This is a genomic window from Rhizobium sp. BK456, assembly GCF_014194045.1.
In the GTDB taxonomy this organism is placed as follows: Bacteria; Pseudomonadota; Alphaproteobacteria; order Rhizobiales; family Rhizobiaceae; genus Rhizobium; species Rhizobium redzepovicii.
Genome location: NZ_JACIAO010000015.1, coordinates 129771 through 150532 on the forward strand (window position 1 = coordinate 129771; position 20762 = coordinate 150532).

Genomic DNA, 20762 nt, shown 5'->3' on the forward strand with positions numbered 1-20762 from the left:
GTCGAAAAAGGGAGAGTGAACAAGTGGGACAAGCCGATTGTCGATCCGTACGGACCAGTACACGCGGGGGCGCTTGCGTCCTATCTCGAAGCGTATAAGACGCTGGCGAGACCGGTGTTAAGCCAGCATGTTGGCGAGCCGCTTCGCTTCCTATTCCTCGATCGTCGGCAAGATCCATTGCGTTGTGCAGATTTGGGGATATGACAGCATGGAGGCTTACGCAGCGTCGCGCGCTGCGACCAAGAGCGATGTGCGATGGCGCGACTATCTGCGGGCGACCCCAAGGAATTCTCAGCTTCACCCACACGCGCTTAACCAAACGCGTTATCTTCCCTGGAGTTGACGGGGGAGTCGCCTCAAGAGCCAAGCCCGTCGTTGATTTCAGAACCTATCTGATAACGCATTGGGCCAGGCGGGATGGCAGCCGCCAGGGCTGACCCGCAGCTGGCGAGCCCCGCAGATTTTGGAGAGCACTTTAAATCGGCGGCCACCAAGGTGGTTCTCTTCGACCTCGACGATACGAAGACGAAGCCATCGGTCAGTGCCCGAGGAAGTTTGGTTCGCGCTTTTCCAGGAACGCTCGCATTCCCTCGGTCTGATCGTTGGTGTCAAACAACAGCTGAAAAGCCCTGCGCTCCAGCATCAAGGCGGTGTCCAGCGATGCATCGCCTCCGGTCTGCACCACTTCCTTTATCGCTTTCGTGGCCAACGGCGGCATGGCGGCAATTTTTTGAGCCAGCTCCAACGCCGTTTGCAGGGCGTCACCATCTTTGGTCAGTTCGGAGACGAAGCCCATTGAAAAGCCGTCCCGCGCCATGATTGGATCACCGGTGAGAACATAGCGCATCGTTAGATATTTGCCTATCGTTCGCAAAAGCCGTTGCGTGCCGCCCGCCCCTGGCATCACGCCAACCTTTATTTCCGGCAAACCGAAACGCGCCGTCTCTCCGGAAATGACGATATCACAGGCGAGCGCCAGCTCGCATCCGCCACCCAAAGCGTATCCTTCAACGGCTGCGATCACAGGCTTAGTGCAACGGCGCAGAACCGAGAAGACACGGTCCGTCACGAGCAGCGTATGATCAATTGCCTTCATATCGACCAGTTCGTTGAGATCGGTGCCTGCGACAAAGCACTTTTGCGTTCCCGTTAGCACGATCACACGAACAGACGAGTCTTGCTCGAGAGCTTGGAGGATGTTCGAAAGTTTATCCTTGACCTCCAGGTTAAGCGCATTTCGCCGCTCTGGGCGGTTGATCGTAACCAGACTCACGCCATTGCTGGCGTTGTTTGTATAAACGACCGCTTGTCTTTCGTCAGTCATCACTAACCCCATTCAATACGTTAATCCGGCGTTATGATATCCTATAATGCGGGACAATGTCAAATCTCGCAGGCGGTAAATGGGGTGTCTCGCGCATGGCGAGGAAGCAGGGCTCGGGAGTATTGTCTTGCAATATCCCGCACTGCAGGATATTCTCAATGCCGAATTTCTGCCATGCAGCTGCTAATAATGAGGGAATTATGCCAGAAGGACAGGCCACGGGCGAGGTTGATTTCGAGGGTGCTGTGTCGCGCTTCATCAATGAATTCAAATGGGTCGATATTGAGCGAGCGTCGGTGCCGGCGCTCAAGGCCCTCATGAAGGACCAACTGGCCTTGCAAGTCGGCGCGGGCGATCTTCCATGGTCTCGGGATGCGCGCCGGTTTCTCAGTAAGCCACGTCCTGGGACCTCGACCGTCGTTCTCGAAGCGAGCAAGATCGACGCAGGCGATGCAGCCTACATCAACGCGACCTACGGCCATGGTTTTGAGTATGACGATGTCGCCAGCAACGGACACCCGGGCTGCTGCGTAGTGCCGACCGCTATTGCTGTGGGTGAAGAGCTCGGAGCGTCTTTTGGGCAGGTTGTCGAAGCAATGATGGCGGGCTACGAAGTCTATGTCCGTCTGGGTCGTCTCGCTGCGCCCGATCTTGTTAATGCCGGCTGGCATGCGCATGCTGTCCTTGCCAATTTCGGTGCGGCTGCGGTTGCCGCCAAACTCTACCGTCTTGATGTGGATCAGACGACTCACGCAATGGCAATCGCCCTCAGTCACGCCTCGGGCACAACTGAGTATACAAAGAGTGGCGGCTCAATCAAACGTATCCATGCCGGCATTGCCGTGCGAAATGGCATTGAAGCTGCAAAACTAGCAAAGGTCGGGATCACCGGACCAAAGCGATACCTGGCGGGTCCAAAAGGATTTTTTCGGAATTTCATTCGCCGAGATGTCGTCATCGCCGATGCGATGCAAGCCTTTTCGACCGTTCTCGAGCAGCGCATCACGAACATCTGGCTAAAAGCCTACTGCTGCTGCGGCGCTCATCATCCTTACATCGACGCGATGGGGCTCTTCCAGGATCGCGCCGATGACATCGAGACCGTCGAAGCGGTGATTCAAGGCATGACGCGCACGCTCGGTGACAATCCGCATGCTCAGCAAAACGGCACTGCAAATATCGAAGAGCTGCAATTCAGTTTGACACTACAGATGGGCCTTGCGGTCCTGGGAAAGGGAAATGGCTACGCGACCCACAGAGCCTTCCTTGATGGCGATTTTGCGCTGGATGAGGGCTCGCCTGTTGTTGAGTTCTCCCGTCGGGTCCGCTTGAGGCACTCCGAGGAGCTCGATCGTCGATACCCGTTTAATTTCGTCGGCGAAGTCAATGTCACCTTCAAGGACGGATCGCGAGAGACGGTGTTCATGGAGGGCGGCAAAGGTATGCCAAGCAACCCGTTCACACCGGAGGAGCATCAGGCAAAACTCGATGAACTCACAGTAAACGCTCTAGGGCCGCACAAGGCTGCCGAGCTGTTTGCTGTCATCGACCGTTTTGACCCGGACGTGCCGATTGCCGTGCTGACGGATCTCTTGAGGCACCGCTTGGCTGCCAGCCACCAAGCACATAGCGCAATCGCATGAGTCCCTGCTCCAGATGCAGACATTGAGGCGTGGGGAATAGTCCACGCCAAGGGTAGACAAATCATCGGATTATCCAATACTATGAAATAAATCACTGACCGGGCGAGGCCGCAGACGGCGCCTCATTTCGAGATAAAGGACGATGGCGAAAAGTTCAGCGAAAACCACCACTGCCCGCGCAGTCTCCGCCACGAAAACATCGTCAAAGCCAGTATCCGAAGACCTTGGTTCAAACAGCCTCGTCAGGATGCTGAGCCTTCTTGATCTTTTTACTGCGGCGGCGCCCGCGTGGTCCAGTGATGGTCTGATTAGAGCACTTGGGACATCCCGCTCAACCGGCTATCGCTACATCAAAGCGCTCGCCGACATTGGTATGCTTGCGCCAGTTGCAAACGGACATTACACACTCGGTCCGCGTATCATTGAGCTCGATCTTCAGATCCGTCATTGCGACCCGCTCTACAAAGCTGCTGGTCCTACGCTAAAAAATTTGGTCAAGGAGACCAATCTTTCAGCCGTTCTTTGCGCGCTTTTCAGCGGTTCCGTCCTTTGCGTGCGTGAAGAGCTTGCACCCGATAGCCCAGCACATCTCTTCTCCCGCGGTCAGCGGCGACCGCTGTTTCGCGGCGCTGCCTCGAAGATCATACTGGCCCATCTCGGTCCACACCAGCTTCGCAGCATCTATGCGAAGCACCGTAGCTCCATTGCAACCTCAGGGCTTGGCGCCGACTGGGACGCGTTTCGCGAAAAACTTGCCGACATTCGCCGCGCAGGTTATGCGAAGACGATCGGGGAGTTCAATCCCGACGTCATTGGTATTGCTGCGCCGATCTTCAACAAGGCCGGGCAGATCCTGGGTAGCATCGGTGTCGCCGGCGCCGATTCCAACTTCAATCGCGAGGAAATCGATCGTGTGGTCGGAATCGTCAGAGATGCTGGGCGTCAGGTGACAGACCGGGTGGGGGTCATCGCGGTCGGCACGGATCGGCCAGCACGCGCAGTCGGTTAGTGGCTCCAACTAGACCTTCAAGGCCCCAAGGAAATCGGCTTAGCCTGCCTCTCGCCGCGTGAAGGCTCGCGAATAAGCTCGTAATGGACTTCAGGCCGCTCGCTGCCTTGATGCAGGCTGCGCAGATAGTCGATGAGTTCGGCACTCTCCATTGTCCGCCGCGCGTGCAATCTCTGCGCTTCGGCCCAAGTTGCGACGTAGAAGCGCTCGAACCAGACACAGGGATCTTGCATGTCGCGCGATAGTGCCCACCGCGAAGCCCCATCTCGTATCCGGTTGCGTCTCTTACGGCCCATCGCCTCAAGGAACTGCTCAACATCTCTGTCCAAAATGCGATAGGTGATAGTCGTGATCACAGGCCCGCTCGTCATCACCATGTCAAGCTTTGGTTGCGGTGCAGACCATTGGTTGTTCGAATCGAGCTTGTCCGGCTCTAGCGGACGTATCTTGAATACCAGGGCCAGTCCCGAGCCCAGGATCAGGAACACAGCAGACGCTGCGAGAGAGGCACTCGTTCCATATTCGCTTGCCAGTCGTCCCCATAGGAAGCTGCCGGCGGCGTTGCCTCCGAAGACGGCCATCTGGAAGATCGCGATTGCACGACTCAACACCCAGCGGGGAGAGGAAATCTGCGTCAAGGAATATAGGGTCACTTGAACGAACACCCAACTCAGCCCACCAAGCGCGCTCGCGAGCATTGAGACGAGCGTCAGAGGGCTCCAGGCAAGCCCAATGGAAGAGATCGCAAAGCCGAGAAAACCCGCTGCCAAAAACGGCTCCAGCGAAAACCGGCTCCTGATCATGTCAATAAGGAGCGCTCCGCTGACTGCACCGAAGCCAAATGCGCCGAGCAAAACACCATATGAGGTAGGCCCCCCCTCAAGCAGGTCGCGGGCTACAAGAGGCATCAGCGCCAGGACAGCGATCGCAGCGATGTTAAAGATCAGAGAGCGAAACATTATCGTCACCAGCAACGGTGACAGCGATACGTAGCGTATGCCCGCAATCATCGCGCTGGCCAGAGGTTCCGGCGGCAGAGCAGTGTCGCGCTTTCCGCCCTTCCAACGTAGAACAAACAAGAGCACGCTCACGTTGGTCAGCGCGCTTGTCGAAAATGCGGCGAACCCACCAGCGATCGCGACGATCGAGCCGCCGATCGCTGGACCAAGACTGCGCGCGATATTGAGGTTGCTGGAGCTGAGTGCTACGGCCTTGACCGCGTGCTTTTTCTCGATGAATTCGAAAACCATGGCCTGCCAGCCCGGATAATACAACGCTCGACCGCATCCTACCATGAATGTGCAGGCTAATAGCAAGGCAGGCGTCAAGCGTTCGATGTATGACAGGAGAGCCAGGGCAACACTTACAGCGAGAAGAAGGGTCTGGGCCCAAAGCACTATCTTGCGATCACCAATGGCGTCCGAGATTGCGCCGCCCGGCAACGACAATAGCATGACGGGCAGTGCCACCGATGCCTGCACCAGCGCCACAAGTTCTGGTCTTCCGTCCATCGCGGTCATCAGCCAGGACGCCGCTACCAATTGGATCTGCCAGCCGAAATTCGCGCTTAGACCCGCCATCCAGTAGATGAGGAATGGACGGTGATGCACCAAAAGTCCAATAGGCGATTGCGAACGGTCCACATTAGCCTCGCTTCGAACTTTCTTTCGCCTGTGGCAGGGACCTTCTTCTTGCGGCGCGGCCGTGCGATATTACGGGCACCACAGCGAGGCACCGCTTGTGCGCTAATAGAGCGACCTCGTAAATCCGCCATCTACCTGCACATTTTCACCGGTAATGAAGCCCGCCAGATCGGATGCAAAGAAGGCAACAGTTGCCGCCAGTTCCTCAGGCTTGCCTGCGCGTTTCAGAGGAATGCGGCTGACGCGCTCTTCGATGTTGTGCACGGTGTGGTAAGACGATGTCACCACGACGGCGGGAGCAACAGAATTGACGGTAACTGCGTGCTCGGCGAGTTCCATCGAAAGATGTTTGAGTGCCGCTTGCACGCCGGCTCGGTAGACTGTGGAAAGCGCGTGGTTCGGTAGCGGCTGCTTGATGGAGGCCGAGGTGATCGCGACGATCCGTCCCCATCCTTGCCCGAGAAGAAGTGGTGTCAACTTTCGCAGAACCAGGAGTGCGCCTTTCAACTGACCCTGATAGGCATCTTCCCACCGCTGATCATCCTGTTCAGCGAGAAAGTCGAACATGGGACGTGGCGGAGGCGGCGTATTCAAGATCAGAATCTGTGCGCCCCCGGTCTCACTGATGATTTGTTTCAACCGTTCGATATCATCCACGCTCGTAATGTCGCCGGCGACCACGTCGATCTTTGCATTCGGAATCTTGAGAAGCTGATCCTTTGCCGTATTCAGCTTGCTAAGATCTCTTGCAAACACGACAAGCTCAACGCCCTCCTGAGCTAACCGTTCACACACCGCGTAGCCGAGGCCCGAACTTCCACCTATCACAACAGCGCGCTTGCCAGTTATTCCCAAGTCCATAATATCGTTCTCCCCATGTGCGGCTATCGTATGTCGACGACGAGCGTGCGTCAGCCGACGCTCACCGTTCGATATCATAAATATGTCTCACCATGAAGGATTAATGTCAAGCGTACATTGATGGAGTTCGCAAACCGCCGGCGTAAGGCACCCCCCCCCTGGGGCGTTTAGAATTTATCAAGAGTATGATAGAATCCCATAAGATAGGAGAAAATAATTCGTTGTTAGCTAATGGCGTGGTCGAGGCTGAAAAATAGGATCCTTGTTCCTGCCATTGCACCAAGTCCTTTGGCGCTGCCTCGGGAACCGAGGCTGGTGATTGCCGCTCGAAGCACCTGTCAGCATCGATATGGGTTACGGCTCAAGGTCGTGAGCGGCCAGATCAACCACAAATGATAACCTGACCACTTGTCTCGCAGACCTCACGGAAGCTGTTTGCCTTGATCCGTGAAAACCAATTCTCCTACCGTGTTGCACTCAACAGCGTTGCCACGATCGTGCAGTCTCTGTTGCTCCGATTTTCCCACGCGTGCCTCGTGCCTCGCTGCACCAGCACGTCTCCAGCTTTCATCAAGGTCTCCGCGCCTTCCAGGATTGCCCAGATCTCACCGTCAACAATCGTGACGATGTCGATCGAATCGGTAGTGTGCATCGCGGGATTGTTGTCTCGACCTGGTTGATGGTTGGCACCCCAATCCTCAAGAGACTTGGCATATCCGGCCTTGTAGTCATAAGAGCTGTCCGGGGGGAAGGTTGTCGTCACAACGGTGACGCCATTCGGCGGGGGACGGAAGTTGACTTCAGTGATGGAACTTTCCGCCTCGACGCTTACCGGAACAGATCGCGCCTGCCACATCATGTTGACACAATATGCGTCTCCGACGAACCGTTTGTCCGACAGAGCGTCACTCACTATGGTAGAACGCCCATCGGTATCGATACCCGTGACCACAAGCCGCGAGCGTGCGTTGCGATGGTCCGATTGCAGACCGTCCTTCTTTTCGTTTGTCATTGATTCTCCGATGAAAGAACACAAGAGGCAAAAACCAGCATTTGCGGGCTTTTCCTTGGGTGCGGTTGGTTTTTGATCGGCGTTCTCGCCGATCGCCTAAATCTCTCTCGTCCGCAGGACAAAAGCGTCCTTCGGTTCTCGAGCCATTCTCTAATTCGTGATCCCGGTTTCCCATTCTCATTGATGAGCGCAGGCCAGTCCTGCTGGGCTCGCTAGAGTTCAATCAGGACAACCCGGATATCGTCGACGCGCCTAGCCGAACGCCACTCTGTGACCAAGCCGACAAGGCATCAGGGTTTCCGCGGTTGCCTCGCGCGCCTTTTTCGTTCTCGGATCTTCAAGTGCTCGTACCGGGCTCGAAGCTGTACATCGCAGTCAATGGCGGGAGCGACCGCCTCGATGGAGGCCCAGCGTAGCCACTTTGTTGCCCTGCTTGATGATCTTGCCGTGGAAGGTCTTACTACCGCTCGAATATGATCGATGCGGAACAAGCCCGGCATAGGCGGCAAGCTTTTTGGCAGTGCGGAAGCGGTTGATGTCGTCGATCTTCGTCCCACTGAATAGATCTTCGAAACGTGCTAATCGTAAATTTCCAACTTCAAGTTAAGTTTTCAGATGCGTCGGATAACTCCAATCTTTCGGTTGCGTGATAATGATGCACGCAAGCACCGAGGTATGCTCTTGTTGATATTAAGTAGTGCAGCAAAGGGGATGATCGATAATCCCCAATATCCTACCATGCTACCCCCTCGCCTATCGCGCTGTCAACACACATCCTGAATAGTGAGATTTAATATCTTATCTTTCCCTTGGTCTTCTGGATCAACTTCTTGCCTATGACTCAAGAGAGTGTCAGCTTCAAAACCTTTCGCGGGGGTGGTGGCGGGCGATACGCGGGTTGTGATCGCACTTATGCATGGGCCTGTCAGGCGGCACGGCATCCTGATATTGTCGCTCATCGCCGCAGCCAATGTACGCTATTGTAAATTGTCTCATTCTATGCGACTTTCAAACGACTCGCGGGCGTCTGAGGAGATCCGGTTGCGAGGCGGAGACAGAGGAGGAAAAATGGAGCGGACTGCACCCTATCGAAGCTATTCCCCAGACTTCGATGAGCTCGTCGATCACAACGAAAATCTCATCACCTTGCACACCGGCACAGGTTACAGCGAGGGCCCGGCTTATTTCGGAGGCGGACGTTACCTTCTCTGGTCCGATATTCCGCGAGACCGGATGTTTCGGTTGGACGAGACTGACGGGTCCGTGAGCATCTTCCGGCAGCCATCACAACATGCGAACGGAAACACGGTCGATCAATTGGGGCGCCTTATCACCTGCGAGCATGGCTCGCGCCGTGTGACCCGGACAGAACACGATGGATCGATCACGATCATCGCCGACAGTTGGCAAGGCAAAGCGCTAAACTCGCCTAATGACGTTGTCGTAAAATCCGATGGGTCGATCTGGTTTACCGACCCGACCTACGGAATTGATAACAATTATGGTGCCCCGAAAGCGGATAGCGACATCCGCGCCCACTATGTCTTCCGCGTCGACCCGTCGTCGGGCAAGATCGACGCCGTTATCACGGACATGATAATGCCCAATGGCTTGGCGTTCTCTCCGGATGAAAAAAAGATCTACGTTGTCGATAGCGGTCGAACCCATTCCCCTTCAGGCCCCACCCATATCCGCGTTTTCGACGTCAGCGATGGCGGACGCGTGACCGGTGGCAGCGTCTTTGCGGAATGCGACGCTTTTATTTTCGACGGTATGCGACTTGATGAGCGCGGAAATATATGGGTCGGCGCTGGCGACGGCGTCCAATGCTTCAATCCGCGGGGAGAACGGATCGGCTGTATTACAACGCCTGAGGTCTGCGGCAATGTCGAATTCGGTGGCGGACCAAGCCTCAACCGGCTCTACATCTGCTGCGTCACCACGCTGTTTTCGATCAATCTGAAGGTCGGTGGACTAAAACGCCGGTATCTGTCGCAGGCAAGCCTAGCTTAGACGCGGTGGTGGTCGGCTGCGACGTAAAGTGGGTCTCCCACCACGCGTCGCTTTGTCCGCCCATTAAGCGCAATTCGTATCTCAATCGGGAGGGTTACAATGGCATCAATAGAAATCAGTGGTATCCGTAAGTCCTATGGAGCGCTCGAGGTCATGCATGGCGTATCGCTTTCCATCAAGGATGGTGAGTTTATTGCTCTTGTTGGACCGTCTGGTTGCGGCAAGTCCACATTGTTGCGCATGATCGCCGGGCTTGAGGAGGTCACCAAGGGTGACATCAGCATCGGCAACGCGGTCGTGAACGACCTTCCTCCTCGAGATCGCGATATCGCCATGGTTTTTCAGAGCTATGCGCTCTACCCGCACAAGACAGTGGCGGAAAACATGGGCTTTGCGCTGAAGCTCCGCAAGACTCCCAAGCAGGAGGTCGAGCAGAGGGTGCGAAAAGCCGCTGAGATCCTGGACCTCGTCCCTTACCTTTCTCGCTATCCCCGCGAGCTTTCCGGCGGGCAACGGCAGCGGGTGGCGATGGGGCGCGCAATCGTCCGCGATCCCGCGGTGTTTCTTTTTGATGAACCACTCTCCAACCTGGATGCAAAGCTGCGGGTTCAGATGCGCGGTGAGATCAAGGAGCTCTATCAACGTCTGAAAACGACCACCGTGTACGTGACCCACGATCAGGTCGAAGCAATGACCATGGCTGACAGAATCGCTGTCTTGCGCAATGGTCACCTCGAACAGGTCGGGACACCAATCGAGCTTTACGATCATCCCAAGAACGTGTTCGTTGCGGGTTTCATCGGCTCGCCATCGATGAATTTCATCCGTGGGCGCTTGATGGACGATGGCTCGCCTCGGTTCATTTCCGATGACGGCATAACGCTTCCCATCAGGCAGGTCTCAGACAGTGCGAGGGGAAAATACCTTCTTTACGGAGTGAGACCGGAACATTTCGTTATCAGCGAAACGGGCGTTGAATGCGATGTGCGCGTCGTTGAACCGACCGGTGCTGAAACCGCGGTGGTCTTCATGCTGGGGCAAAGCAAGCTGATGGCCGTCTTCCGCAAACGGATCAATGCTAAGTGGCATTCGACCATTAAAGTCCTTCCCGACGTTTCAGCAGTTCACCTTTTCGACGCCGAAAGCGGCAAGCGTATCGAATGAAGAGCGTTTCTGTAGGATAATGCTATCGATCCAATAGGCCCAGTATTGAGCTTATGGACGTGGGCGCGTGTCAACAGTTCCAGATTCTTGCGTCGCAAAGCTGGCTTGAGAATGACATCGGCGGAGGTGCGCCGAAATCCGCGGATTTGGTTAAACTCCTCGCGTGCGACCCCTTTTTGCCGGGTTCCGTTGTAGTCTGGGGTCCGCGCATAGCCGGCAGCTTCTGCTGATGCCAGGAACGCCTCGGTGAGGGTGACACTGTCTCACTTCTCGAATAGGTACTGGACCTGCCGCACCGCGGTGTCGGGGTCATTTTCGAAAGGCGGTTCAACACCTTCCAAGGCTCGAAACAGCGGCATCACCTCGTCCGCTGACCATCCGATATTGCCCATGGCCGCCCATCGGTCGTAGTCCGAGCGCGTTGCCCGCGTTAATTCATGCCATTGATGCTTCCCGTGCCGCCGGCAACCCGCCCACGCCGCCAGTGATCAGTCCGTCCGTTCCGAGTGGGGTCGGGTTCGGACCAGTAACCCCACTCGTAGCGCGACAGGTAGAAATAGTATCCAAGGCCAAACGCTTTCAGGAGGAGCGAATCTGGAGGACCAGATTCAAGCAGAAGCACCCGGGTTCCTGGATTTTCACTTAGCCTTGCGGCGACAACGCTGCCCGCGCTGCCAGCACCGACGACGATGTAGTCCCAACGGCCGGTGTCTTGAGCAGAACTGAAGTCGGACATATCCGTCCCTAGCGCTGAACAAAATTGTTGGCTGGCCCGCATTGTGCCGTCGAAATCCATACGCTCTTGGTCTCCAAGAACTCGTTGATTGCGTCAAGGCCGCTTTCTCGGCCAATGCCGGAATGCTTCACCCCGCCAAAAGGAACCATGGCACTATAGGCGCGATAGGTGTTCACCCACACTGTTCCAGCATGCAGTGCCTTTGACAGGCGCACGGCTCGGCCGATATCGCGCGTCCAGACGCCAGCAGCCAAGCCGTAGATGACATCATTGGCGATTGTGACAGCCTCTTCTTCGTTCTCGAAGCCAATAACCGAAAGGATCGGCCCAAAGACTTCTTCCTGCGCGATGCGCATCTTGCTGGTGACGCCGGTGAAGATAGTCGGCTCGAAGAACAGACCGCCCGTCAAGGTCGGGCCGGTTGCGGGATGCCCACCCAAAATGCAATCGGCGCCATCGGCTTTGGCGACATCGACGTAGTGCAGCACCTTTTCGAACTGCGGTTGTGTGGCGATGGGCCCTATCTGCGTATCGGCACTGGCGGGATCACCGAGTTTCAAGTTGCGCGCCATATCCTTGAGCCGTGCGATGAACTCGTCCTTTATCGAGTTTTGCACCAGAAGCCTTGAACCGGCTGTACACATCTGGCCAGCCGCCCCGAAAATACCTGCTACTGCACCCAACAAGGCCTGATCGAAATCAGCATCTTCGAACACGATGTTTGGCGATTTGCCACCAAGCTCCATCGCCGCCCGCTTCATCCCCCGCGCCGCGGTTTCGTAAATCCGCTTTCCCGTCGCATCGGACCCGGTGAAAGTGACCATGGCGACATCTGGATGCTCGACGAGCCGAGCACCGATTTCTTGTCCGAAGCCGGTGACGACGTTCAGGACGCCGTCTGGAAGACCAGCCTCCTTGGTGAGTTCTGCAAAAGCGAGCGTGCTTACCGACGCAAATTCTGAAGGCTTTACGACGACAGAGCAGCCCGCCGCCAGCAATGGCGGGCACTTGAGGGCAACGAAACCGAGGGGAGAATTCCAGGCTGTCAGCGCTGCTACCACGCCTACCGGTTCCCGATAAGTCATCGCGAGCATCTCGTTCTTGTCGACCGGGATGACCGTCCCTTCGATCTTGTCTGCCATTCCGGCAAAGTAATACCAGTGGCTTGGGATAGTCTTCAGCTGATGGCGCATCTCCGCCAGGATCTTTCCATTGTCGCGCGATTCGTACTGGGCCAATCGCTCGGCGTTTTGCGGATCGGACAGGAGATCGCCGATACGACGCAAGATGTGTCCACGCTCGGTTGGGTTCATCCGAGCCCAAGGGCCATTAAACATAGCTTCATGGGCCGAGGCGACGGCTTCGTCAGCATCTTTCTGGTTGCCCCTGGCGATCTTTGCCCAGGCATTGCCCGTGTACGGTTCCGTCGTGTCGATCCATTCATTTGAGGCCGGGCTATAATGTCTTCCGCCGATCCAATGCTGGTAGGTCTTCATGCTGCTATAACTCCTGTATGGTCGCTTTGCATTGACGTGCCTGTAACGCCGGCCCGACCGTTTCGTGAGGCGCGACGGCTGTGTTTCGATCAATACTGCCAATCAGTCGTATAAAGATATCCTACAAGGTAGGATTTTGTCAAATACTCGCACCAGAGCCTAGCTCAAGAAGTTGCTAGGCCGATACCATCCATGTTGACCTCAGTCGCACCACTAGAGATATTTTACGCCAACATGGATGAGGCGCGTTGGCCATGACGAGTGACGAAAGAAGAACAAAGGAGGTCCTCGATCGGGTCGAGCTTGACCGCGGTACTGCACGGGGCTGGACGAAGATCTTGGCGGAGCGTGAACCGACATGCTTGAGCGCCTCCATGACACAGTCATGCACCCACTTTATCGCCGTTCCAGCTTGCCACAAAAATTCAAACACATCCTGATGGTATCCTTGAACGCTTTCCAATTTCATCATGGGGGCGTCTCGGGCCAAACGAAGGCGGCCCTGGAAGCGGGCGCGAGCAAGGATGAAATTTTGGAAGCTCTGGAAATCGTCAGCCTATCAAACTTGCACGGCATGTCGACAGCGCTTCCACTTGTCGTCGAGGAGTTCGAAAATTTCAAAAACAGAGCGGGTGAAGACGGCGGCGGTAACGGTCGCTGAAGTGGGCGTCATCCGAGAGGCGTACCCTACTCGACGCCAGGACATGCCGTAGCGGGTACCGATCACACAGTCTAGGAGCTGTGGACACTTATCTGAGCCATAGGATTGTTGCGGCCAGAGCGATCATGGCTTTGTAATTTCGAACGGTTTTCTCATATCGTGTGGCGATGCGTCGAAACTGCTTGAGCTTCGAGAAGCAGCATTCGACGAGATAACGCTGAGCATAGAGTTGCTTGTCGAGTGGATACTTCTTGGCACGCGAGGGATTGTTCGGGATGACCGCTTGCGCGCCCTTGTCGGCAATGAGTTTGCGTAGCCGGTCGCTGTCGTAGGCCGTATCGGCCATGACGACCTCGGCTGGCAGGTCTTCGATCAGGAGATCGGCTTGCGGTGCATCGCCTTTCTGACCGGCGGTGAGGACGAAGCGGACAGGGCATCCAAGACCACGCACCGCCATGTGGATTTTGGTGCTCAAGCCGCCGCGGGAACGGCCAAGGGCCTGATCTTCAGCCCCTCTTTTGCGCCGGAGGCGTGCTGGTGGGCGCGAATAATAGTGCTGTCGACGATCAGATATTCGAAGTCGGTATCCTCCGACATCGCCTCAAAGACACGCCACCAGACACCCTTTCGGCTCCAGCGGCTGAAGCGGCGAAACACGCTGTTCCAATCACCGAACACCTCCGGCAGATCGCGCCAGGGCGAACCCGTCCGCACGATCCACAAGACCGCTTCCACAAACATGCGATTGTCACGTCCAGACGAACCGCGCGTGCGATCGTCGCCAATGATATGACGAGACATCCGCTCCCACTGGTCATCGCGAAGAATGAGACGATCTAAAACACCCATGACTGCCTCCAAAAGACAGTCTTGAATCTGATTTGCTCACCTTTGGGAATCCCAAGAGTCCACGACTCCTAGAGCCCGTTGTCGCTGATAGCGGGCCAGCGCCCGCCACGCTCTAAGCGGAGAGCCGACGCGGCAAAGCATCCTGGCGGATCATGTCGCCGCCTTTGACGCCAATGACAATCGAAGGCGCATTAGTGTTTCCAGAGGTGAGCTGCGGCATGATCGACGCATCGACGATCCGCAGGCGCTCAACGCCGCGAACCTTCAGGCGTTCGTCCACAACCGACAAGTCATCATTGCCCATCTTGCAGGTACCGACGGTGTGCTGTGGCGTTGCTCCGTAATCTTGCAGATACCGGTGGATATCCTCGTCCGTCTTAACCGATGGCCCGGGCAGCTCCTCGGCGATCACACGGGAGGCCATTGGCTCCGTGTTCATAATTTGCCGGGTGATTTTGAACCCGCTGATCATCGCGGCGATGTCATCGCTGTTGGTCATGAAGTTCGGATTGCAGACTGCCTTGTCGGAAGGGTCGGCGGATCGCAACGTGATCGTGCCACGTGTCTTGGGGCGACAAAGATAGACGGAGGCACCGACACCGGGAAACGTCTCGACGATCATCCGCCCAGAAGGATGGAAATCAAACGTCATTGGGCGAAAACTGATCTGGAGATCTGCATAGTCCTGGCTCGGGTCGCTCTTGACGAAAGCGGCTACTTGGGATGCACCCAAGGCCAGGTAACCCTTGCGGGTCAGAAGGTACTTAAAGCCTTCCCAGTATTTTCGTATGCCCCTGATGCGTTCGTTATAAGAGCTTTCCGGCGTCGTACGAAAGCCGGTATGAATGTAGAAATGATCCTGCAAGTTCTGGCCGACGCCCTCGCTTGCCAGGTTGATTGCAATACCGTGGCGCCGCAGTTCATCGACCGGGCCCACACCCGACAGCATGAGCAGTTTTGGCGAATTGATCGCTCCGCTCGAGACAATAACCTCGCGTCTCGCCCGTATTTTTCTGAGCTCGCCTTTATGAAGAATTTCCACTCCGACGGCGACGCACCCCTCGAACAAGATGCGCTGCACATGCGCCTCGGTTCGTAGCGTTAAGTTCGGACGGTTGAGGATCGGCTTTACGAATGCCTTATATGCGGACCAGCGCTGTCCATTCTTGATCGTATGCTGCATGAAACCGACGCCATCATGCACCTCGCCATTCATGTCTTCCGTCTCTGGAATCTGCAAATGCTTGGCTGTTTCGATGAAGTCATAACTCGATGGCATTTTCTTGACCGGGTCGCTCACCCAAAGCGGCCCATTCTGACCGCGCCAACGATCAGATCGCCGTTCGAAATGTTCCATCTGCCGGAAGTAAGGAAGAAGATCGTCGTAGCCCCAGCCTGGATTGCCTTGGTCTCGCCAACAGTCAAAATCGCTCCGGTGGCCGCGGATGAAAATCATGCCGTTGATGGAACTTGAGCCGCCCAGAAGCTTTCCTCGCGGCCAATACATCTGGCGATTGTTAAGCGCCGGCATTGGCTCGGTGTGAAAGTTCCAATTCAAATCCTTATGGAAATAGAGCTTCGCCATCCCAGCAGGGGTATTGACCCAAAATCTGTTCGCGTGAGAACCTGCCTCCAAAAGCAGCACTTGGTTTTCAGGATCCTCTACCAAGCTTCGCGTGACTGCGCAGCCCGCCGATCCTGCTCCAATAATCACGTAGTCGTATGTCTCCACGATGTGGCCCTCCCTCAGCCTATCGACCGTGCCACTGCAGACATCGTGTCGCCTGCGCCACTTTCTCTTCAATGCATACTGAGTCAGATTAGGGCGAGCGTTTGTCTTCCAACGGTCCAGCGCAGCTATAGAGATAAAATCCTATAATGTGAACCAACTTGTCTGGGCGTGGCAGGGGACCCGGCAGGCGGCTCGCCGAGGGTTTGTCGCGAGAGAGTTGCGTCTCTCCGTCCGCTCTTGCGGACAAGGAGATCATCTCGTCAACCGCTCCCTTACCCTTTTCAGCGTTATCACCCCACTCAAAAACCGCTTGAAAGATGTCCTATTAAATGAGATTAGCTTAGATAATGCCGTTTGTGGCTCGTCGATGAATGGATGTTCCCCCAGCGGCTTTAAGGTTAGTCCCGATCGAATTGGAGGAGTTTATGGATTTCGCGCTCACTGACGAACAGGCGCTTTTTGCGGAAAGCGTTCGCCGCTTCGCCCATGATAAGCTGAAGGACGGAGCCCTCAAGCGGGCCCACTCCAAGGAATACCCGTGGGCGGAAGCCAAAATGATCGCAAGTCAGGGTCTCCTTGGCATCACCATCAAACCCGAAGATGGTGGTATGGGTGGAACTCTAATGGATGCCGTCATCGCGATCGAGCAGATGGCGTTGGTTTGCCCTAAGAGCGCCGATATCATCCAGGCGGGGAATTTCGGTGCAATCAGAACTTTCGCAGAATATGCGAACGCGGAGCAAAAGGCTAAGTGGCTCGCACCCCTTCTTTCGGGTGAAATAGTTATCTCGCTTGGTATGAGTGAACCTGAAGCGGGATCTGCTGCGACCGATCTGCGCACATCCGTGAAAGAAGATGGCGACGATTATATCGTCAATGGTCAGAAAGTTTTTGGGACGCATAGCCGCGACGCCTCGATCTTTCTTGTCTACTGCCGATTTGCTCCGGGTCTCGATGGTATCGGGTCGATCATCATCGAAAAGGGGACGCCAGGATTCACAGTTGGTGAGCCATCGGAATTCATGAGCGGCGAGGAGTGGTGCCCGCTTTATTTTGAAAATGCGCGCGTGCCCAAAAATAACCTGCTGCTCGGGCCGGGTGGTTTCAAGCAGCAGATCGCCGCCTTCAACGCCGAACGGATCGGCAATACCGCCCGATCTTTGGCAATCGGTCGCCATGCGTACAACCTTGCACGCGACTATGCTATCGAACGTAAGCAGTTCGGCCGGGCACTTTGCGAGTTCCAGGGGCTGCAATGGAAGTTTGCCGACATGGCAATGAAACTCGAATCCGCCCAACTTCTTCTCTACAAGGCGGCGGTCGGAGCAGATACTGGTCTTCCGTCCGCATACGATACCACCCTTGCAAAGCTCGCCTGCAATCAGGTCGGATTCGAGGTTGCGTGTGAAGCCGTTCAGATCATGGGCGGGATGGGATACAGCCGCGAAACCTTGGCAGAGTATTGCATGCTGCGCACTAAGGGTTGGATGATTGCCGGCGGCTCGGTCGAAATGATGAAAAACCGAATGGCTGAATTCATCTTCGATCGACGCTTCAGCCAACGTCCCCCCAAGGGCGCGTGATCACATCAAGAAGGTGAGTCCACTCCGCTTCGCGTGACAAGGTGGAGTGGCTCCATTGGCAATTCGTGAGCATGCGTGACGCGCCCTAGCCGCGGAGGAAACAACGAATGTTGCCAGCCAATCTGACGCAAACAGCGATACTCGGCAGGCGCCTGCAACTCGCCTACGTGGTCTGGAACCTCGACGAGGCGATGGCTTTCTGGGCCAAGTCCTGAAGGGTCGGGCCGTTCGTGGTGATCGAGAATTCGCGCGGTGGCCGCGACGTTGTGCATTGGAAACGGCCGACGGACGTAGATATCACGCTCGACTTTGCCTATTTCGGTGACGTGCAAATCGACCTCATCCATCAGTCCAACGATGCACCATCGTGCTATAAAGAGTTTCTCGATGCGGTCGTGAAGGGCTGCATCATATCGCCTTCTGGCCGGATGACATGGACGCCGCTCAGCGACATCTGGAGCAGAATGGATTCCTCGAAGTGACTGCCGTTCTGGCTGTCGCGAGCGGCGGTCTACTACGAGCCGCCCGATCAAATTGGAACCGTTGTCGAACTCCCGCAAATGAATGCTGAACGCGCCGCTTATTACGGGCGCATCCAGACCCTTTCATCTGCTTGGGATGGGATCATGCGTCCTAAGGCGCTACCGTGATCGCGCGGCCTTCCTGGCTTCCGGCGAAGGGTCCAGCGCCTCCTAGCTTCTGCGATGCCGCCTTCTCGGCTTGGCAGGCCGCCATATGCAGGGAGAACAACGAGTCAATCCCGCGAACGCAAAATGGCGCCGCGATAAGCTGTTCGCTTCGGGCCGCCGTTCAAGCGTCAAAGAGCCAACTGCAACTGACGGCTTTTTAGCGCCGACAATGCCTCGCCCGCAGCCCGCGCGCCGCTTGCATATGCGCCGTGCGCCGTCGAGTAGTCGTGCATATGTGTCGCCTCCCCCGCAAAAAAGAGGCGCTGGTCCCATGACTGTGCGAGGACCTGGCGCGCCTTGCTGTGGCCTGGTTTTGCAGAGCTGTACGCACCGTCAATCAACTCGGTACGGCCCCAGTTAGAGCCTATAATCGGGGTAACCTTCTTGCGAACGTCACTGCCGAAGAGTCTAACAAGCTGTTCAGTTGCCAATTCGAAGCCTGCTGCAATGTCATACTGGCCGACGATTTTGGCGCTTTCTCCGCCAAGATAGCATTCTATGACTGGCCAACCGAACGGACGAATATAAAAATCGCACGTTTCGCTAACCTTGGGATTTCCGATCAGGTGCGTCTCGGCAAGGAATGTGGAATTGTCCTTTATCTTGAGAAACAGCTTTTCATTGCTACCTAAAGGCAGAAGTGAAGCCGCCTGCCGCCAAGGATCGATCGCGGGCGGAAGTGCGACCGAGTTCCCCGATAGGACATTGGTCGACATCGTTAGGATTGCGGCGCGCGCTGAAAGGCTGCCACGCTTAGTATCGATCCTCAATCCGTTGCTGTTATCAGAGATCCTGTTGACCGGTGTGTCGAGGAAGAGCGGCGTTCGCGATGGCAATGAGGATATGATCATCGAGCCATATCCCTCAGGAATCCTCCAGTTATTGTAGGTGCATGCAGCGTCGTAGGCCAAATAATCCGCAGCCGACATCATTTCGGGGGCGACACCATTGGAAAATCCGCAGATTGCCCGAATATAATTATTCCATTCGCCGTCAGGGGTCAGACCGTCGCCGGCGCTGTCGGTGCGCTCTATCAAGCCTTGAAGACGACCGTGCCAGTCCTGCATCGCTCGTCCAGCCGCTGCTTGTTCATCCGTTGCAAATCCCAGATTTCGAAATTGCGTGCTCCAAGCTGGACTTGCTCGATCGATGACGAATCCGTCATCTTCTGCGATCTTGGTCCAAGGGTTGCGATCGGCCGAATGCAGCCAACCGCAGCCGAGGTCGAGCGGGTGACCCGCTGTCATCTTGGTCCAGGCCCGTCCTCCAAGTCGAGACGACGCTTCCAGCAGAACGAACGAACACCGCGCGTTATCCAAGTGCCGAGCCGCTGCAATGCCTGCAGCCCCGCCGCCCACTATCACGATGTCAATGTCCTTGTTCATTGCGCCCTCCCCTTTGCACCACCGCTAAGGTCACGATGGTCTTGTCTCTCAGCTTTCGTTGTGTTGCTAAAATCGGTTTCTCCGAGGCGTAACCAACAGGCACCAAACTCAAGCCTACGAAACCCGAGCGACAATCAAGCTGACCCTCTCCCCCAACGCTAGCGTATAAGAAACTGATTGATTAGTCGGCACACATAGATTGCTGTTATCGATATGGTTCACCAATCCGGTAGGACGCTAAAGGCCTGCCACTGACCACCTGCGCCATTGGAGGCGCCGGCGCGCGGCATTTCAATCTCTGGGATTGCCGGGTACTGATCTTTCGCTCACGTGGTCGAGCCAATCTCGTCTCGCTCGCCGCAATGGCGATCGATGCGGACTGCTCCCGTGAACCAGTCCGCCGGACCCTTGATAGATGCCTATGGAACTGATCCGCCCCCAAACTCTGGACCAGCGCAGACTAGAGTTTTCCGGCTTCATTCAGGGAGGCGGGCTGGTTGCGCCTCCCGAATTCATTAGTGAGATCGGCACCTTATTGCCGACGGCACATGCGGCCGAACCTCATTGTAGTCTCTGGGCCAATCCTCCATCTTTTCGCGGGCATCCGCAAGGGTCAGCAACCAGTGCTGGTTCAGACATTCGGCTCGGAAGCGGCCGTTAAGTGCCTCGATGAAGGCCTTGTCCTGCTGTTTTCCTGGGCGTGAGAAGTCCAAGGTCACCCCCTCTGCATAGGCCCAAAGGTCAAGATCGCGGGATACGAACTCAGGCCCCTGGTCGACACGGATCGTCTTCGGATAGCCGACGTTCCGGCACACCCGTTCCAAGGTGAAGTAGGTCGCCTGGCCGATTCCCGCCCTCCGGAAGATCTCCACCACCGGCACACCTTCGTCACCCTGCTTCAGAACAAATGCTTTCTGAGCGTCCGAAAACTGCGATGCCTTCATCGTCTTCCGTTCCTTTCC

General features: G+C 56.1%; 17 protein-coding genes and 3 pseudogenes. 8 read left to right on the plus strand and 12 right to left on the minus strand.

Going from position 1 to position 20762, the window contains the following annotated elements; all coding sequences use genetic code 11:
* Nucleotides 1-127: 127 nt before the first annotated feature.
* A complete protein-coding gene (locus FHX03_RS35145; protein WP_183857023.1) occupies nt 128-343 on the plus strand; it encodes an NIPSNAP family protein in 216 nt (71 codons plus the stop codon).
* A 195-nt stretch (nt 344-538) separates the two neighbouring features.
* Here the strand turns inward: FHX03_RS35145 and FHX03_RS31280 are convergent, their stop codons facing one another.
* The gene (locus tag FHX03_RS31280) at nt 539-1324 is read right to left on the minus strand and encodes an enoyl-CoA hydratase-related protein (RefSeq protein WP_183857025.1); all 786 of its coding nucleotides are present in this window, start codon (nt 1322-1324) and stop codon (nt 539-541) included.
* Between the two features lie 158 nt (nt 1325-1482).
* Here FHX03_RS31280 and FHX03_RS31285 point away from each other — a divergent pair, with 158 nt between their 5' ends.
* Nucleotides 1483-2967 (plus strand): MmgE/PrpD family protein, encoded by a 1485-nt coding sequence (locus FHX03_RS31285; RefSeq protein ID WP_210298793.1) that lies wholly within the window; start codon nt 1483-1485, stop codon nt 2965-2967.
* Nucleotides 2968-3109: 142 nt separating this feature from the next.
* Complete coding sequence (locus FHX03_RS31290) at nt 3110-3976, plus strand: IclR family transcriptional regulator (protein ID WP_183857027.1); 867 nt, start codon at nt 3110-3112, stop codon at nt 3974-3976.
* Between the two features lie 17 nt (nt 3977-3993).
* On the opposite strand, the gene FHX03_RS31295 is transcribed toward FHX03_RS31290, so the two are convergent.
* The 4 genes and pseudogenes from FHX03_RS31295 to FHX03_RS31310 all read right to left on the minus strand — a co-directional run.
* A complete protein-coding gene (locus FHX03_RS31295; RefSeq protein WP_183857029.1) occupies nt 3994-5619 on the minus strand; it encodes an MFS transporter in 1626 nt (541 codons plus the stop codon).
* 102 nt (nt 5620-5721) lie between these two features.
* Nucleotides 5722-6480: an SDR family oxidoreductase gene (locus FHX03_RS31300; protein WP_183857031.1), complete on the minus strand. Its 759-nt coding sequence runs from the start codon at nt 6478-6480 to the stop codon at nt 5722-5724.
* A 463-nt stretch (nt 6481-6943) separates the two neighbouring features.
* Nucleotides 6944-7492 carry a cupin domain-containing protein gene (locus FHX03_RS31305; RefSeq protein ID WP_183857033.1) on the minus strand — a complete coding sequence of 183 codons (549 nt, stop codon included), beginning with the start codon at nt 7490-7492 and terminating at the stop codon, nt 6944-6946.
* 329 nt (nt 7493-7821) lie between these two features.
* Nucleotides 7822-8041, minus strand: a pseudogene (locus tag FHX03_RS31310) (IS110 family transposase); the annotation flags it as partial.
* 519 nt (nt 8042-8560) lie between these two features.
* Between FHX03_RS31310 and FHX03_RS31315 the strand changes: the two are divergent.
* Both FHX03_RS31315 and FHX03_RS31320 read left to right on the plus strand, forming a co-directional pair.
* The gene (locus FHX03_RS31315) at nt 8561-9505 is read left to right on the plus strand and encodes an SMP-30/gluconolactonase/LRE family protein (protein WP_183857035.1); all 945 of its coding nucleotides are present in this window, start codon (nt 8561-8563) and stop codon (nt 9503-9505) included.
* Nucleotides 9506-9604: 99 nt separating this feature from the next.
* Nucleotides 9605-10669, plus strand: a complete 1065-nt coding sequence (locus tag FHX03_RS31320) for an ABC transporter ATP-binding protein (protein WP_183857037.1) — start codon at nt 9605-9607, stop codon at nt 10667-10669.
* Here the strand turns inward: FHX03_RS31320 and FHX03_RS35150 are convergent.
* The 3 genes and pseudogenes from FHX03_RS35150 to FHX03_RS31335 all read right to left on the minus strand — a co-directional run.
* A pseudogene (locus tag FHX03_RS35150) lies at nt 10630-10908 on the minus strand (GMC family oxidoreductase N-terminal domain-containing protein); the annotation flags it as partial. The gene FHX03_RS31320 and the pseudogene FHX03_RS35150 overlap by 40 nt on opposite strands.
* A gap of 191 nt (nt 10909-11099) precedes the next feature.
* On the minus strand, nt 11100-11465 hold the full coding sequence (locus FHX03_RS31330; protein ID WP_246699311.1) for an NAD(P)-binding protein: 366 nt from the start codon (nt 11463-11465) through the stop codon (nt 11100-11102).
* Nucleotides 11414-12901, minus strand: coding sequence for an aldehyde dehydrogenase (locus FHX03_RS31335; RefSeq protein WP_183857041.1), 1488 nt, complete (start codon nt 12899-12901; stop codon nt 11414-11416). Before FHX03_RS31335 ends, FHX03_RS31330 begins: the two co-directional genes overlap by 52 nt.
* A 358-nt stretch (nt 12902-13259) precedes the next feature.
* Between FHX03_RS31335 and FHX03_RS31340 the strand changes: the two genes are divergently transcribed.
* The gene (locus tag FHX03_RS31340) at nt 13260-13562 is read left to right on the plus strand and encodes a carboxymuconolactone decarboxylase family protein (protein WP_183857043.1); all 303 of its coding nucleotides are present in this window, start codon (nt 13260-13262) and stop codon (nt 13560-13562) included.
* Nucleotides 13563-13650: 88 nt separating this feature from the next.
* Here the strand turns inward: FHX03_RS31340 and FHX03_RS31345 are convergent.
* Both FHX03_RS31345 and FHX03_RS31350 read right to left on the minus strand, forming a co-directional pair.
* Nucleotides 13651-14411, minus strand: a protein-coding gene (locus FHX03_RS31345; RefSeq protein WP_183857081.1) for an IS5 family transposase whose coding sequence is annotated in 2 segments (ribosomal slippage) — nt 13651-14078 and nt 14078-14411 — 762 coding nt in all. Because the reading frame shifts where the segments join, the coding sequence is not laid out codon by codon here.
* A 112-nt stretch (nt 14412-14523) separates the two neighbouring features.
* Nucleotides 14524-16143 (minus strand): GMC family oxidoreductase, encoded by a 1620-nt coding sequence (locus FHX03_RS31350; RefSeq protein WP_183857045.1) that lies wholly within the window; start codon nt 16141-16143, stop codon nt 14524-14526.
* A 425-nt stretch (nt 16144-16568) separates the two neighbouring features.
* On the opposite strand from FHX03_RS31350, the gene FHX03_RS31355 reads away from it, so the two are divergent.
* Nucleotides 16569-17726: an acyl-CoA dehydrogenase family protein gene (locus FHX03_RS31355; protein WP_183857047.1), complete on the plus strand. Its 1158-nt coding sequence runs from the start codon at nt 16569-16571 to the stop codon at nt 17724-17726.
* Nucleotides 17727-17956: 230 nt separating this feature from the next.
* Nucleotides 17957-18208 (plus strand): hypothetical protein, encoded by a 252-nt coding sequence (locus tag FHX03_RS31360; protein ID WP_183857049.1) that lies wholly within the window; start codon nt 17957-17959, stop codon nt 18206-18208.
* Nucleotides 18209-18543: 335 nt separating this feature from the next.
* Here the strand turns inward: FHX03_RS31360 and FHX03_RS31370 are convergent, their stop codons facing one another.
* Both FHX03_RS31370 and FHX03_RS31375 read right to left on the minus strand, forming a co-directional pair.
* Nucleotides 18544-19800, minus strand: a complete 1257-nt coding sequence (locus FHX03_RS31370; RefSeq protein ID WP_183857051.1) for a flavin monoamine oxidase family protein — start codon at nt 19798-19800, stop codon at nt 18544-18546.
* 480 nt (nt 19801-20280) lie between these two features.
* A pseudogene (locus tag FHX03_RS31375) lies at nt 20281-20630 on the minus strand (integrase core domain-containing protein); the annotation flags it as partial.
* Nucleotides 20631-20762 lie beyond the last annotated feature (132 nt).